The organism is Microlunatus aurantiacus (assembly GCF_039536605.1).
GTDB classification, from domain to species: domain Bacteria; phylum Actinomycetota; class Actinomycetes; order Propionibacteriales; family Propionibacteriaceae; genus Microlunatus; species Microlunatus aurantiacus.
Genome location: NZ_BAAAYX010000030.1, coordinates 20785 through 34519, shown reverse-complemented (window position 1 = coordinate 34519; position 13735 = coordinate 20785). Strand labels below are relative to the sequence as shown.

The 13735-nt window shown below is 71.0% G+C and carries 16 protein-coding genes and 1 pseudogene; 6 read left to right on the top strand and 11 right to left on the bottom strand.

Annotated features, from left to right (window positions below):
* Positions 1–360 (top strand): annotated as a pseudogene (locus ABD714_RS22195) (hypothetical protein); the annotation flags it as partial.
* Between the two features lie 107 nt (positions 361–467).
* On the opposite strand, the gene ABD714_RS22190 reads toward ABD714_RS22195, so the two are convergent.
* From ABD714_RS22190 to ABD714_RS22160, 7 genes are all read right to left on the bottom strand, one after another.
* Positions 468–1475 (bottom strand): helix-turn-helix domain-containing protein, encoded by a 1008-nt coding sequence (locus tag ABD714_RS22190; RefSeq protein WP_344814646.1) that lies wholly within the window; start codon positions 1473–1475, stop codon positions 468–470.
* A 75-nt stretch (positions 1476–1550) separates the two neighbouring features.
* Positions 1551–2180: an AraC-like ligand-binding domain-containing protein gene (locus tag ABD714_RS22185; RefSeq protein WP_344814645.1), complete on the bottom strand. Its 630-nt coding sequence runs from the start codon at positions 2178–2180 to the stop codon at positions 1551–1553.
* 52 nt (positions 2181–2232) lie between these two features.
* On the bottom strand, positions 2233–3195 hold the full coding sequence (locus ABD714_RS22180; protein WP_344814644.1) for an alpha/beta hydrolase: 963 nt from the start codon (positions 3193–3195) through the stop codon (positions 2233–2235).
* A gap of 29 nt (positions 3196–3224) precedes the next feature.
* Positions 3225–3941, bottom strand: a complete 717-nt coding sequence (locus tag ABD714_RS22175; RefSeq protein ID WP_344814643.1) for an alpha/beta fold hydrolase — start codon at positions 3939–3941, stop codon at positions 3225–3227.
* Positions 3942–3943: 2 nt separating this feature from the next.
* Entirely contained in the window at positions 3944–4135 is a 192-nt protein-coding gene (locus tag ABD714_RS22170) for a hypothetical protein (RefSeq protein ID WP_344814642.1), read from the bottom strand.
* Between the two features lie 42 nt (positions 4136–4177).
* Positions 4178–4783 carry a polysaccharide deacetylase family protein gene (locus ABD714_RS22165; protein WP_344814641.1) on the bottom strand — a complete coding sequence of 202 codons (606 nt, stop codon included), beginning with the start codon at positions 4781–4783 and terminating at the stop codon, positions 4178–4180.
* The gene (locus ABD714_RS22160; RefSeq protein ID WP_344814640.1) at positions 4784–5059 is read right to left on the bottom strand and encodes a hypothetical protein; all 276 of its coding nucleotides are present in this window, start codon (positions 5057–5059) and stop codon (positions 4784–4786) included.
* A 46-nt stretch (positions 5060–5105) separates the two neighbouring features.
* On the opposite strand from ABD714_RS22160, the gene ABD714_RS22155 reads away from it, so the two are divergent.
* Positions 5106–6548, top strand: coding sequence for a YcaO-like family protein (locus tag ABD714_RS22155; protein WP_344814639.1), 1443 nt, complete (start codon positions 5106–5108; stop codon positions 6546–6548).
* Between the two features lie 64 nt (positions 6549–6612).
* On the opposite strand, the gene ABD714_RS22150 is transcribed toward ABD714_RS22155, so the two are convergent.
* Complete coding sequence (locus ABD714_RS22150; protein ID WP_344814638.1) at positions 6613–6996, bottom strand: RNA polymerase-binding protein RbpA; 384 nt, start codon at positions 6994–6996, stop codon at positions 6613–6615.
* Positions 6997–7248: 252 nt separating this feature from the next.
* Between ABD714_RS22150 and ABD714_RS22145 the strand changes: the two genes are divergently transcribed.
* Together ABD714_RS22145 and ABD714_RS22140 are read left to right on the top strand one after the other, a co-directional pair.
* On the top strand, positions 7249–7443 hold the full coding sequence (locus ABD714_RS22145; RefSeq protein ID WP_344814637.1) for an RGCVC family protein: 195 nt from the start codon (positions 7249–7251) through the stop codon (positions 7441–7443).
* Positions 7444–7535: 92 nt separating this feature from the next.
* Positions 7536–8741, top strand: coding sequence for an MFS transporter (locus ABD714_RS22140; protein ID WP_344814636.1), 1206 nt, complete (start codon positions 7536–7538; stop codon positions 8739–8741).
* 69 nt (positions 8742–8810) lie between these two features.
* Here ABD714_RS22140 and ABD714_RS22135 read toward each other — a convergent pair whose 3' ends face one another.
* Both ABD714_RS22135 and ABD714_RS22130 read right to left on the bottom strand, forming a co-directional pair.
* The gene (locus tag ABD714_RS22135; RefSeq protein ID WP_344814635.1) at positions 8811–9470 is read right to left on the bottom strand and encodes a response regulator; all 660 of its coding nucleotides are present in this window, start codon (positions 9468–9470) and stop codon (positions 8811–8813) included.
* A complete protein-coding gene (locus tag ABD714_RS22130) occupies positions 9467–10660 on the bottom strand; it encodes a sensor histidine kinase (RefSeq protein ID WP_344814634.1) in 1194 nt (397 codons plus the stop codon). Before ABD714_RS22130 ends, ABD714_RS22135 begins: the two co-directional genes overlap by 4 nt.
* 223 nt (positions 10661–10883) lie before the next feature.
* Here ABD714_RS22130 and ABD714_RS22125 point away from each other — a divergent pair, with 223 nt between their 5' ends.
* Positions 10884–11648 carry a hypothetical protein gene (locus tag ABD714_RS22125; RefSeq protein WP_344814633.1) on the top strand — a complete coding sequence of 255 codons (765 nt, stop codon included), beginning with the start codon at positions 10884–10886 and terminating at the stop codon, positions 11646–11648.
* Positions 11649–11833: 185 nt separating this feature from the next.
* Positions 11834–12760 (top strand): class I SAM-dependent methyltransferase, encoded by a 927-nt coding sequence (locus ABD714_RS22120; RefSeq protein WP_344814632.1) that lies wholly within the window; start codon positions 11834–11836, stop codon positions 12758–12760.
* A 246-nt stretch (positions 12761–13006) separates the two neighbouring features.
* On the opposite strand, the gene ABD714_RS22115 is transcribed toward ABD714_RS22120, so the two are convergent.
* Complete coding sequence (locus ABD714_RS22115) at positions 13007–13489, bottom strand: ChaB family protein (protein WP_344814631.1); 483 nt, start codon at positions 13487–13489, stop codon at positions 13007–13009.
* Between the last annotated feature and the right edge of the window lie 246 nt (positions 13490–13735).

Below are 13735 nucleotides of genomic sequence, written 5' to 3'. Positions count from 1 at the left end.
TATGAGCGGACGCCGGATCTGGCGTTGTTGATCGCCGATGAGTACTTCGTCGACGCGATCTCGACGGCCCTGCCGGCGTGGCGGCGGGTGGTGGCGGGCGCGGCGCGGAACGGGATCCCGACGCCGGCGTTCTCGTCGTCGTTGGCCTACTACGACGGGATCCGGGCGGAGCGGTTGCCGGCGGCGTTGATTCAGGGGCAGCGCGACTTCTTCGGGGCGCACACCTACCACCGGGTCGACAAGCCGGGCACGTTCCACACCGAGTGGAGCCTGGACCGCAGCGAGTCGACCCTGGATGCCGGTGAGGCGAAGGCGTTGCCGCCGGAGCCGGCCGAGAAGGCGGACCCGACCCCGGCCTGAGACGACGGTCAGAGCCTGAGGTCACGGTCAGGGACTGAGGCCACGGCGACGACACGTCGCGGGGTGGGAGCCGTGTACGGCTCCCACCCCCGGCCACGCTCGACGGCTCACTCGCCGCGCTCGGGTCCTGGCGGTCCTGGGGCGGCGTCGCCGGCTGACCCACCGCTCTCGGCGTGATCAGCGCGCCACTCGCCAGGGGTCACGCCGAACGCCCGACGGAACCGGCGGCGGAAGTGGCTGACGTCGGCGAACCCGTTCCGGCGAGCGACCGAGTCGACGCTGCTGCGCTGCGGGTCGAGGCCGGCCAGGTCCCCCCGGGCACGGTCGAGGCGGCGGCGGATGATCCACTCGTGCAGAGTCTGGTCGTGGCCGCTGCGCGCCCAGACGTTGTAGAGGTGCCTCAGCGAGATGTGGTGGCTGGCCGCGATCTGTTCGGCGCTCAGCTCGCGGTCGCCGAGGTGCGCGTCGATGTAGAGCGCTATCCGGGCATCGAGCGCCTCTTCCATGGCGTCCCTGCCCTCGTGGGCCTGGGCTGCCGTGGTCAGCAGGGCCCGGACCAGCGCGATGGTCGCCTGGCCCGTCAGGAGCCGGGTCGATTCGGGCAGGGTCTCGGTGGCTCCGAAGAGTCCGGCGACGTGGTGGCGGACCAGGTCGTACACCGGGCTCAGCGCCAGGGCGGGGGCCGCCGACCGGACCGTGTCGACGGAGACTCCCGCCTGCCGGTTGCTGATGATGAGCACTTCGTGGTGGTGACTGGTGCGATGCGCCAGCCGGTAGGGGCTGGTCATGTCGACGCAGTTGAGGTGCCCGTCGCGGATGTCGCTGTCGTGATCTCGGGTTGACACCCAGGTCCGGCCGTGGCGGTGAAGTCCCAGAGCGACGTGTTCCGGGGCTTCGGTGCGGACCTGCCGGGCGTTCCTGATGATGTGGACGGCGCTGCCGGTGGCCCGGAGCAGATGCGCCTCGGGTCCGAAGTCGACGCGTTCGATGCGGTGCGTGATCGGGAGCTCGGCGACGAACACCGTGCGCCGCGGGCTCTGGTCGGCGTATGCGGCGTGGATCGCCTCCATCCGGTCACGTGGGAGGACCTGGAGGGTGTCGAGCAGAACGGCCATGCATCTCGCCCCGGGGTTGACGGTGACCGCCAGCCTACAAACTGGGGGCCGATCAGCCGTCGCCGGGCGTCGAGGTCAACCTCCGCCCCTGGATGTGCTGTTGAGGAACGACGCGCTGCTGAGGAACAGAGCCTCGAGCAGCCGCATCGTGGCCGCCCCGACGTCGACCAGCGCGTCGGAGCCGTCGGCGCCGACGTCTGAGCCGGTGGTGAGGTCCTGGGCGACGGTCCGCAGGTGGTCGCGGACCAAGCGGTAGAGGGGGCTGGCCGGCAGGTGAGGCGCCGCGGCGCGGACGTCGGTGCGCGGGATGTCGAGCGCGCCGCTCTGGAGCTGCACGACCCATCGGGTCCCTTCACCCCCTCGGTAGTCGAACGGGGCGCCGACGTCGACCACGACGAGGTCGTCGGCGGCCAACACGTAGCTGACGCCGTTCTGCCACAGCGTGCCGCCGGCGGAGCCCGGGACGGTGACCAGCAGCCGGTCGTCGGGTGCTTCACTCACGTCCACCGCACGACGGGTCAGCTGGAGCGCGGAACCGTCGTAGCGCACGGCCCGCACCTCCGCCGAGAGCTGGCGGCAGCGCCACCTGGCCCAGACCGACGAGGCGTCGCACAGGTGCGTGATGCGACAACGTCCCGACTCGGCGATCACCCTCTCGGTGACCAGCCGAGCGCGGTCCCCGACCGGCACCTCGTCGGTGCTCATCGGACGTCGGCGAGTCCGGTCGGGCCCGCTCAGGGCTTCCGACCACTGCATGTCACTCGGCCAGGACCGCGCTCAGGTGGGCGACGGCTTGGGCGACGGCTGCCCGCGACTGCGGGGTGCCGTGCAGCGCGTTGACCATCACGAAGTCGTGGATGATGCCGCCGTAGCGGACGGCGGTGACGGGTACGCCGGCACGGCGCAGGTGGGCGGCGTAGGCCTCTCCCTCATCGCGCAGGACGTCGCACTCGGCGTTGATGACCAGAGCGGGCGGGAGGCCGGCGAGCTGCTCCACCGTGGCGCGCAGGGGAGAGACGGTGATCGAGCTGCGCTCGGCCTCACTGGAGGTGTACTGCTCCCAGAACCACGTCATCGCTTCCCTGGTGAGCCAGTAGCCGTCGGCGAACTCGTCGTAGGAGCCGGTGTCGAAGGCCGCGTCCGTCACCGGGTAGAACAGCACCTGACCGCGGAAGGCCACATCGCCGCGGTCCTTGGCCATCAGCGTGAGGGCGATCGCCATGTTGCCACCCACGGAGTCGCCGGCGACAGCCAGCCGGGTGCCGTCCAGACCCTCCTCGGCGCCGTGGTCGACCACCCAACGGGCGGCGGCGTAGGACTGCTCGTTGGCGACCGGGTAGCGCACGTCGGGTGAGCGGGTGTACTCCGGGAACACGACAGCGGCCCCCGTGCCGACAGCCAGGTCCCGAACCAGCCGGTCATGCGTGTGCGCGTCCCCGAACACCCACCCGGCGCCGTGGGTGTAGAGGATCACCGGGAGGACGCCGGTGACCGTTCTCGGCTTGACGATCCGGACCGGAACCGTGCCGGTCGGACCGCCCTCGACGGTGATCCACTTCTCGTCGATCTCGGGCTTCCAGATCTCGGCGTCCTGCACCGAGTCGACCACCTTGCGTCCCTCCTCCGGGGTCATCTGGTAGAGGAAGGGCGGGGTCACGGTGGCCTCGCAGAACTCCTGCGCGGCAGGATCGAGAGCGTAGTTCTTCGGGTTCGCAGGCATGGCGGACTCCTTCGGGGTCTGGGTTGCGGTCAGCCGAGCTCGGCGACGGCGTCGGTGATGACCTTGGCCACCTCGGCGGGGTGGGAACGCATCACCAGGTGCGGGCCGTCGATCTCCACCACCGAGCGAAGTCCGGCTCTCTGGTAGCCGAAGCGCTCGACGTCGGGGTTGATGGTGTGGTCCTGTGCGGACACGATGCCCCAACCCGGCTTGGTCTTCCAGGCGGCGGTCGAGGCGGGCTCACCGAACGCGGCAGCGGCCAGGGGACGCTGGGAGACGGCCAGCACCTCGGCGACCTCCCGTGGTACGCCGTCGGCGAACACGGCCGGGAAGGCGTCGATCTCGACGGACACGTCGGTGCCCGGGTCGCCGCCCTCGACCGGGAACTGCGTGTACACGAGGTGGTCGGCCAGGTCGGAGTCCGGGAAACCGCCCTGCAGAGCGCCGAGGCTCTCGCCCTCGTCCAGCACGTAACCGGACACGTACACCAGCCCGATCACGTTGTCCGCCGCGCCGGCCACGGTGATCACCGCCCCGCCGTAGGAGTGACCGGCCAGCAGGACCGGTCCGCCGATCTGCTCGACGTAGGACCTGAGGGAGGCCGCGTCGGCGGCCAGCGAACGGTTGTACACCGGGGGCACCCGCACGGTGAACCCCTGATCGAGGAGGAGCCGGGTGACGGGCGCCCAGCTGGCGGAGTCGGCGAAGGCGCCGTGGACGAGGACGATGGTGGGCTTGTCGGTCATGATCACTCTTTCCGTCGTGGGGTGAAGACGTCGCGTGGACGAGCCTGCACGATCAGGGCCGGGAGGTGGAGGCGGCCAGGGACGACGTGCACGCTCCACCCCGGCTGCTGCACGTCCAGCACCTCATCCGACGCGACACCGGCGGCACCGGCCCCCGACGAGCGAGCGCTGCACCCGTCGACGGTCCGGCTCACCGACCAGCTCGTGGTGAGCACGCTGCCCGGCGCCGGCACCCGTCACACCGAGGCCGGCGGGATCCTCTCGACCGACCAGTTCGACATCATGAAGGTGACGCCTAGCTCGCGCAGTCGCCGGTTGCCCACCAGGGTGGGGTCGAAGCGGGAGCCGAGCAGCCACGCCGCGATCCGCGGGCGGCGGCCGGTGGCGGCTTCCAGCTCGGCCATCGGACGGTCCAGCTCGGTCCGCAGCAGGCGAGAGGTGATCGTCGGTGCACTGCGGTGGGTGGCGGTGTGGAAGCCGATCTCGTGGGCGGTGGCGATCGACGCCAGGTCGTCGGGGGTGAGGGTGCCGCGACCGGAGAGCTGCGGTCGGGTGATGGGGAAGAAGAAGGCGCGGATCCCCAGGTCGGCGCAGACCTCGGCACCGAACAGGGCTGTGTCCCGCCAGCCGTCGTACCAACCGACCACCACGCGCGGTCCGTCGGCCGGCTCGTCGAGTCGGTCGAGATCCAGACCGGGGGCCTTCTGGCTCAGCTGGACCAGGCGGCGGCGGGCCTCGGCTCGCCAGTCGGGCGGCACCTCGTGGAAGTTCAGGGCGAGCAACGGCGCGGTGCTCAGCGCGCGTTGACGGACCGGTGTCCAGGCGAGGTCCTCGCTGCCCACTCAGGCCCCCGCGGTGAGCTGGCCCGCGACGGTCTGCACGAGGTAGGACTCGGTGGAGAACAGTTCCAGCTGATCCAGGTCGAACCCCAGGTCGGCGGCCGCCCGTCGGACCACGTTCCCGGTCCGCTCGCCGCCGTCGGGGAGGGGTTCGTCTCCGTCGGTGAGGGGGCCGTCGGGGGCGAGGGTGGCGTCGGTGAACAGCAGCACCGGGATGCCCACCGGCTGCCGCCCCTGCTTCTCGACGATGCGGAGCAGCTCGCGGTTGACCTCGGCCATGGGTTCCTCCGGATCAGGTGGGCTGGCCCGACTAGGTTGGTCGATCATGAACCCGACCGACGTGATCGAACACTACGAGGCGGCCCTGTCGCCGGTCGGGCAGGTCGTCGACTTCGACATCTCCGCGCTGGATCGGGTCGGGATCGCCGTGACCAGCTGCTCCTTGCTCGTCGACGGGCACTTCGCGGCCCAGGCCAACGGCTATGGGCTCGATCTCGAGTCGGCCCGCGTGGGGGGACTCGGCGAGCTGGCCGAGGGCGTGGTGATGGGCCGGGCGATGACGGCTCTGCTCGGAGCGGCGCGACGCGGTTCGCGGCGCGAGCTGGTGGCCGCGGAGGGTGCTGATCGGGTGGTGGACCCCCGTCGACTCGGTCTCCCCGCCGGGTCCGCGTACGACGACGACAGGACGCTGACCTGGGTGCCGACCACCCGGATCCGGACGGGGGAGACCGTCTTCGTGCCGGCGGACTTCGTCGTCAGCGAGCCGGGCGAGCTCGGCACGGACGAACCCCTGATCACGGCGGTGACCAACGGGCTGGGCGCCGGGCTCGATGAGGCGAGAGCGGTCAGCCACGGGATCGGGGAGGTGCTCCAGCGGCACACCAACGGTCTGCGGTTCCGGGCTCTCGACCGGTTGTCACCGGTGATCGAGGAGTCGGGTCTGCCGTCGTCGGTGCGTGCCCTGGCCGCTGCGATGCGCGAGGTCGGCGTCTCGCCGGTGTTCAAGCACGCGGCGACCGAGCTGGGTGTCTGCTCGACCTACGTGATGGGTCACGACGACGACGACAGCGACCCGATCCGGCTGACCGGTTGCGGCGAGGCCGCCCACCCGTCGGCCGAGGTCAGTCTGACCAGGGCGTTGCTGGAGTTCGCCAACTCGCGGGCCCGCAAGGCGTTCTTCTTCGGTCGGCAGCCACTGGTCAGGCAGCTGGGACCTCGGGCGTACTGGTCGGCGGTGGCGGCAGCGTCCTCGCCGGGTGAGGCGCGCGCTCGCGAAGCCCTGCGTCGCTGGGCCGACCTCCCGGTCGCGACGCTGCGGACCGAGACCGCTCCACAGACCCCCCGGACCGTCGGCTACGACCAGATCGTGGTTCCGGGTCTTCCGGATCTCTCGACCCAGGACCGGCTCGAGGACCACCTGCTGACCTCGCTGGACGGCACCGAGTCCGCCCACGACGTCCTCGCGGTGATCGCCACCGAAGGCGGCGTCACGGCGGCCAAGGTCCTGGTGACCGACCTGGAGGTGGAGATCTTGTCGTACGGGCGGATCGGCGAGCTCGGGTCGCGCCGTGCCCTGGACGACGACCTCGACCTGGTGCGCCGTCAGGACGCGCCATCGGCCAGCCATCAGCACCGGGTGCAGCTGACCGCCGACGCCGAGCAGCGTCTGGGCGGGCCCGTCTACTACTCGTACGCGACCGCCGAGCGGATCGTCGGTGACCTGTACCCGCTGTACCGGGAGCCCCCACGCCACTCGGTGATCGTCTGAGGCTGCCCGCTCGGGGGTTCAGGCAGCCAGTCACCTTCCTTCGACGTCGTCCCGGCAGTCGCCCCTAGGCGGCTTTTCTCTTCCTCGGCGGGATCGACTCGTAGATGCCTGGACCGATGACTCCTGCTTTCATGAGGGCGAGCCGCTCAGCCAGGATCGCTTCCAGCTCGGCGAGGGACCGACGCTCGCGCAGCATGTCCCAGTGGGTGCGGGTCGGTTTCGCAGGCTGAGCCGTGGCTCGGGCCCCGTCGGTGCGCACCCCTGGCGCCCAGCACGTGGGGCAGTCCCACGACAGCGGCAGGCTGGCCTCCACGGCGAAGGTGACCGAGAAGTGATGGGGCGCGGGGCAGTCGAACCCGATCTCCAGACGTGGCGACAGGGTCACGTCCCTGTCGTTCTCGAAGCTCTTCGACCCCAGGCCGGTGGCGTTCATGGTGTGGCTGCGCATGGCTGGCCTGCTTCCGGTGACGCAAGAGCGAGTGCTGGTCGCGTTCCCTCTTGTCTCACCCCAACGTAGGCGCAGGACCGCGCAACGCCTAACGCGCGCTTCGGTAGGACCCGGCTCCTGGCGGTCTCAGGTCTGCGGACGGCCTTTGAGCCGCAGCGCGTACGGTGGTGGTACTGAGGATTCTGTGTCGACGTTCCGTCGGCGGTCCCTGGCGATCGACATCTGGCCCAGACGGGCCACGAGGGACGTGCCATGCCCGAGCTCATCATGCCCGACGTCCAGGACTCGACCTCGACAGCGGACCGCTGCGCCGCCTGCGGTCATCCCACCTCTCAGCACGACAGGATCAGCACCCGCTGGTGCGCGGCGACCTCGCTCGGCGTCGGCGATCGGGCGTGCATCTGTTCCGGCGTGGTGAGTGACGCGCGCGTCCTGACGCACTACTGAGGGTTGGCGGCGACTGTCGTCAACACCCGGTACGCCTGCTCCTCACCGACGCCACACGCGTGTCGGGTGACGGCGCTGGCTACGCTCCGAGCGTGACGTCGTCCCGCGGACTGTGGTCGGGCCTGGTCCTGGCGGGCGTGGGGCTGATCGCGACCTGCTACGGGCTGGCCCGCTTCGCCTACGGGTTGTTCGCTCCGCGCATCGCCGACGAGTTCCGGCTGACGGCCGCGACCACGGGACTGATCGGCTCGGGTGGCTATGTCGGCTACTGCCTGGCGATCGGCCTGAGCACCGTCGCCACCGCGCGCTGGGGTCCTCGTCGGGTTGCCGTGGCGGCGGGTGTCGTCGCCACGGTCGGCATCAGCGTCGTCGCGGCAGCGCCGACGGCCCTGGTCCTGGCGGCAGGGGTGCTGATCGCAGGGTCGAGCACCGGCATCGTCTCCCCGCCGCTGGCCGAGGCGGTGGCCCGGTGGGTGACCGAGGACTCGCGGGACACGGCTCAGACCGTGGTCAATGCCGGGACCGGTATCGGCGTGCTCGTGTCCGGCCCGGTCGCCCTGGTGCTGCTCGATCAGTGGCGGCTGGCCTGGGTGATGTTCGCCGCGGTCGCGGCCGCGATGACGATCGTGATCGCGCGCGCCGTCCCCGGCGGCGGACCGAGCGCCGAACGGGTGGCCGGCGAGCGCCCCGTTGATCATGGTCGCTCGGTCGATCATGGTCGCCCCGCCGGTCTGGTCCGGCTGCTCGCGGCCTCGGCGGCGTTGGGGCTGGCCAGCATCGCCGTCTGGACCTTCAGCCAGCAGCACGTGGAGACCGAGAACCCGGTTCGTTGGGCGGCACCGGTGATCTGGACGATCATCGGGGCTGCCGGCGTGGTCGGGGCGTTCTCCGGTCCCCTCGTCGCCCGGGTCGGCGTGAGGACCTCGTGGTCGGGGCTGATGATCCTGCTGGCGGTGGGCATCGCCGGTCTCGGTGCCGGCGCGGGGATCGTGGCGGTCGCGGTGCTGGCGGGCGCGGTGTTCGGCGCGTCCTACATCGCTCTGTCCGGCGTCGTGCTCGTCTGGGCGACCCGGCTGTACCCGACCCGAGCCTCCTTGGGTGTCGGCCTCGCGTTCTTCATGATCGCCGCCGGCCAGGCGGCCGGGGCTCCGCTGGTCGGCCTGCTCGCCGACCGGACCGGCATCGCGTTCACGTTCTCCGTCTGCGCCGTCCTGGCCCTCGCGGGCTCCCTGCTCAGTCTCGGGGCAAGCGTGGGAGCTCGGCCGTCGGCTGGTTCCGGACACCCGGACGGGCGCTGACCGCCGAACGGGGATGCCGGCGGTGAGCTCGCTCGCGTGCCCCACCCGCAGGGTGGTCGAGTGCGCGTGTCAGTCGCCGGGCCGGACCAGCCCGCTGCGGTAGGCGTACGCGATGGCCTGCGCCCGGTCGCGCAGCTCGAGCTTGTCCAGCACGCGTCCGAGATGGGTCTTCACGGTGGTCTCGCCCAGGAACAGCTCGGCGGCGACCTCGGAGTTGCTGTGACCGCGGGCGACCAGGCGCAGCACGTCGGTCTCGCGGGGGGTGAGCAGGTCGAGCTCGGGAGCCCGCGTCGCGGGCGGCGGAGTGCTGGACAACCGGGCGATCACGCCGGGCACCACGGCCGGGTCGAGCGCGCCCTGACCGGCCCGCGCGTGCCGGATGGCGTCGATCAGGTCCTGGGGTGGTGAGCTCTTGAGCAGGAACCCGGCCACGCCCGCACGGAGGGCCGTGTCCACCACCTCGTCCTCGTCGAAGGTGGTCAAGATCAGCACCCGCGTCCCGGGCGTGCGCGCCAGCACCTGCTCGGCCGCCGCCAATCCCGACAGACGGGGCATCCGCACGTCCATCAGCACGACGTGCGGATGCAGCCGGGTCACCACTGCCAGCCCGTCGATGCCGTCGGCCGCCTCACCGACCACCTCGATGTCGGGTTCGCCCGAGATCAACAGCCGCAGGCCCGCCCGGACCATCGCCTCGTCGTCCACGATCACCACCTGGATGGTGCTCACCGCGCCGACACCTCCGCGCGTCCGTCCAGGGGCAGGACCGCGGTGATCACGAACCCGTGGGGTTCGGCAGCGCCGTACTGCAGAGCACCGCCGAGCATGGCGACCCGCTCGCCCATGCCGATCAACCCGTGACCGGCGGTCACCGGAGCGGCCGCCGGACCGTCGTCACTCACCCTGATCGTCAACCGGTGGGCGTCGGCCGCCACGGTGACGTCCACCGTGGCGGTGGGTGCGTGCTTCATCGCGTTGGTCAGCGCCTCCTGCACGATCCGGTACGCCGACACCTCCAACGCGGTGCTGAGCTCCGGCAGGACGCCGATCCGCCGCACGGAGATGTCGGTGCCGGCGGCCCGCACCTGGGCGACGAGCTCGTCGAGCTGGCGCAGCGAGGGCACCGGTCGCAGGTTCGGGCCATCGGTCCGCACCAGGCCGACGATCCTGCGCAGCTCGTCGACCGACTGCCGACCGAGCTGCTCGGCCTGTCCGAGGAGCTCCTGCTCGGTGGGCAGCGCCGTCAGCCGACGGCGTACCACGCCGACCTGCAGGGTCATCACGCTGACACTGTGGGCCACCGCGTCGTGCAGCTCGCGCGCGATGCGGGCGCGCTCCGAGGCGATCGCGGCCCGCTCGCGGTGCTCACGCTCGGCCGCCAGCTCGGCGGCCAGCCGCGCGAGCTGGACGCTGCGTCGCTTCTCGCGCTGCAGCAGCCAGCCGACGAACCAGCCAGGTCCCAGGAACAGCAGGTAGAACAGGATCTCGAACACCTCGCCGCCGCGGGCGAAGGTGCTGATACCGATGATCAACGCGGTGGACACCCAGGCGCCGACCCCCCAGCGACCCGGCAGCCGGTAGGAGAAGAAGCCTGTCATGAACAGGAAGACGATGAGCTCGGTCCCGCCACCGCGGGGCATGCCGGGGACAGCGACGTTGGCCACGCCGAGTGCCACGGCCATGATCAACCCGAGCACCGGGAAGGGATAGCAGACCAGCACGCAGCACGCGATCAGCGCGGCGTTGAGGGCGACCAGTGGCGTCATCGCGTTCCCACCGGGGAACGTCGCGTTCTCGATCACCATGGCGGCGGCCAGCAGGACCGCGACCCCGGCCACGACGAGCCACCCCCGGGTGGTCGTCGCGTAGACGAGCTGCGGCTTGGCCACGGCGTCAACGGTGTTCGTGGTGCTGGACACAGCAGCACCGTAGAGCTTCCGGGAGGAGAGACGCATCCTCTCCGGAGACGACACCCGACCACCGAACCTCCTCTCCGGGGAGGACCCACCGGGCGACGACCGACCCGAGGTCGCAGCGGGATCGGGCCGCGCGGACGATCCGCGAGGAGGGGTCCGGTTCGTAGTTTTCCTGCATCAGTCCACCGGTCTCGTGCGTCGAGGCCATGCCTCCCAAGGAGTCCCCGTGAACGTCGAACCCCCCGCCGTGCTCGCGCCGTCGGAGCTGAGCGAAGCCACCGGGTCCGTCCCGGTCGGTCCGTCGCTCCGGCGGCCGGTCCAGCTGATCGCCGGCGCCGCGCTGCTCGTCACCCCGCTGCTGATCGTGGGCGGCATCCTCACCTCGCCGCCCCAGGAGAGCCGCAGCACCGCCGACTACATCGAGTCCCTGGCCCGCGATCCGTGGCTGAGCAGCGTCTCGGCCACCCTGCTCCACCACGGCTGGGTGGCCATGGCCTTCGGCCTGGTGGTGGCGATGGGCCTGGTCCGCGGCCGCCGGGGTCGGGTGCTCACCTTGATCGGCGGCGTGCTCGGTGGGTTCAGCGCCGTCCAGATGTCAGGTCTGCTGCTCAACGACTACTTCCTGGTCGCGCTGGGCACCCACCTCTCCAGCGCCGATGCCGTCGGCGTCGCCGACGCCATGATGGTCCAGGGCGACATCCTCAGCGCGCTCTGGTGGCAGACCGGGAAGGGGGCCATCCTGCTGCCCGTGTTCCTCTACGCCGGGCTCGCCCGGGCGGGCGTCATCTCCTGGTGGGTGGTGCCGCTGAGTCTGTTCCCGATGGTCGCTCCGTACGTGGTGATGGGTCTGGTCGGCGGCTCCGCCGGTCAGCTGATCGGTGCCAGCTTCCTGGGCCTGGTCGCCGGCGGGGTGGTGGGTCTGATCTGCTACCTGCCCACCGTCCTGGTCGGTGTGCGGCTGATCAACCGGTCGCGCCTGCTCGACGCCTGAGCCGGCCGAACCGACCGTCGGCGCGCTCCTGGCCCGGTCCGGTCCCCGCCTGGCTCCCGCGGGGACCGGACCCGGCTCCGGTGCGACTGCCGCGCCGAACCCCTGACGTTCGTCTGCGCGTCGCTTGATCGTCTTCCAGGCTTGGTATCAACGACTTCGCGACGGTGGAGTGAAGGGGCATGAGGATGACGACGACGGAGATCCCGGGCTGGTTCCGGTGGGTCGACCAGCAGCTGTTCCGGGCGATCCTCGCCGACCAGGCCGACGGTCCACCCGGAGACGTGGTGGAGATCGGCACGTACCTGGGCAAGAGCGCGGTGCTCATCGGCGAGTACGTCCGGCCGGTGGAGCGCTTCGTCGCGGTCGACCTGTTCGGGCGCACCGACCTGCTGGCGGGAGCCGAGGCGAACCGGCGGGAGGTGGACAAGTCGTACAAGTCACTCACCCGGTCCAAGTTCGAGGAGAACTACCTGTCCCGGCACCCGGCGCTGCCGTACGTCGTGGAGGGCCCGAGCTCGTGGGTGGTCGATCACGTCGAACCGGGATCGGTGCGCTTCTGCCACATCGACGCCTCGCACCTGTACGAGCACGTCCGGACCGATATCCAGAACGCGCGCACGATGCTCCGAACGGGTGGCGTCGTGGTCTTCGACGACTGGCGCACCGAGCACACGCCGGGGGTGTCGGCGGCCGTCTGGGAGTCCGTCTTCGTGGATGGCCTGATCCCGGTGGTCCTGACGCCGACCAAGTTCTACGGCGTCTACGCCGAGCCGGCTGCTCTGGCGCGGAACGCCGAGCAGGTCGTGGCCACGTCCGGTGAGTTCTGGGCCGAGCGGCAGGACATCGCCGGGCACAGCGTGCTCCGGATGCGTCTCCAGCAGCCCCCGAAGCCGCCTCCGCCGCCCCCGGTCGACTACGACCGGGTCGAGGCCCTGACCGCGGGCGCCATCGACGACCGCCTCGAGCAGTGGTCGGCGACCCTCACCCGCTCGTTGGACTCCCAGGTGCGCCGGGCGGCGTTGGACGCGTCGTCGATCACGCGGGGTAGACGATGGCTGCGTCGCCTCTCACGCCGAGCCACCTCGCCGGCGGCAAAGCCCGAGGGGCGCTGATCTGCGGCCGATGTCGCCCGACAAGGGCCGGGACATGAAGAAGTCCGCGGCCTCCGCCGGGGGAGCGGGCCGCGGACCTCTCGGTCGTGCTCTGTGCGGATTGGGGAATCCGCTGAACCACAGTCGGGGGGCTGCGGTTCTGAGTACGACTGTACGGCTACCTAACGGTTCTGCGGGCCGTTGCCGATGGCCGCTTGATGACATGTCCCAAAGAGGACAGAGTCTCCACGAGCTCGGCGGCGAGCGTCAGTTCTGGGCGTCTTTCTTCCTGGAGCCCTTCTTCGCCCGCTTCGGACTCGCCTCCGTGGTGCGTGACCGAGCGGACTGGCGATCGTTCGCCTTCTGCAGGGCTTCGACGAGCTCCGCCTTGGTCATGGACGACCGGCCCGCGATGTCCAGCTGCCTGGCCAGGTCGTAGAGGTGCTGCTTCGTGGCGTTCGCATCGACGCCGCCGGCGGTGGGCCGGTCGGTGTCGCGGCCACCCTCGGCCCGGGCGTCGGAGGGCCCCTTCTTCCCCTTGGGCTTCTTCTTCCACTTGTCACCCACCTTCTCGTGGGTGTGTTTCAGCGCTGCGAACGCCACCTGGTGGGCCCGCTTCTCGTCGCCGTACTGGTCGATCGCCGCGTCGTACGCCTTGGTGAAGGTCCGCTGCGCCTTGCTGCCGGACCTGCGCAGCGTGCCGGGCAGCTCGCTCTTCTTCGGCTTCCCGGTCTTGGTCGTCTTGGGCATCGTCGTCATCTCCTCTCGTCGGGCACCGGCCTGCGCCAGGCGGCCACCCCGCCGAGCTCGTCCCGCCAGGGACGACGCCGGTTCCCGTCGTCAGGCCATCACTCTGCCAGGACCGGCCGTGCACTCCCAACGGTCACCTGCTCTCCAGCGGTGTGCCGACCACTCGGCCGGGTGAGCTGGCGGTGCCACCGCGACCGGAGCGGTCCTGACCGGGGACCTCGGACGCCGGCACCCCACGAGGTCTCG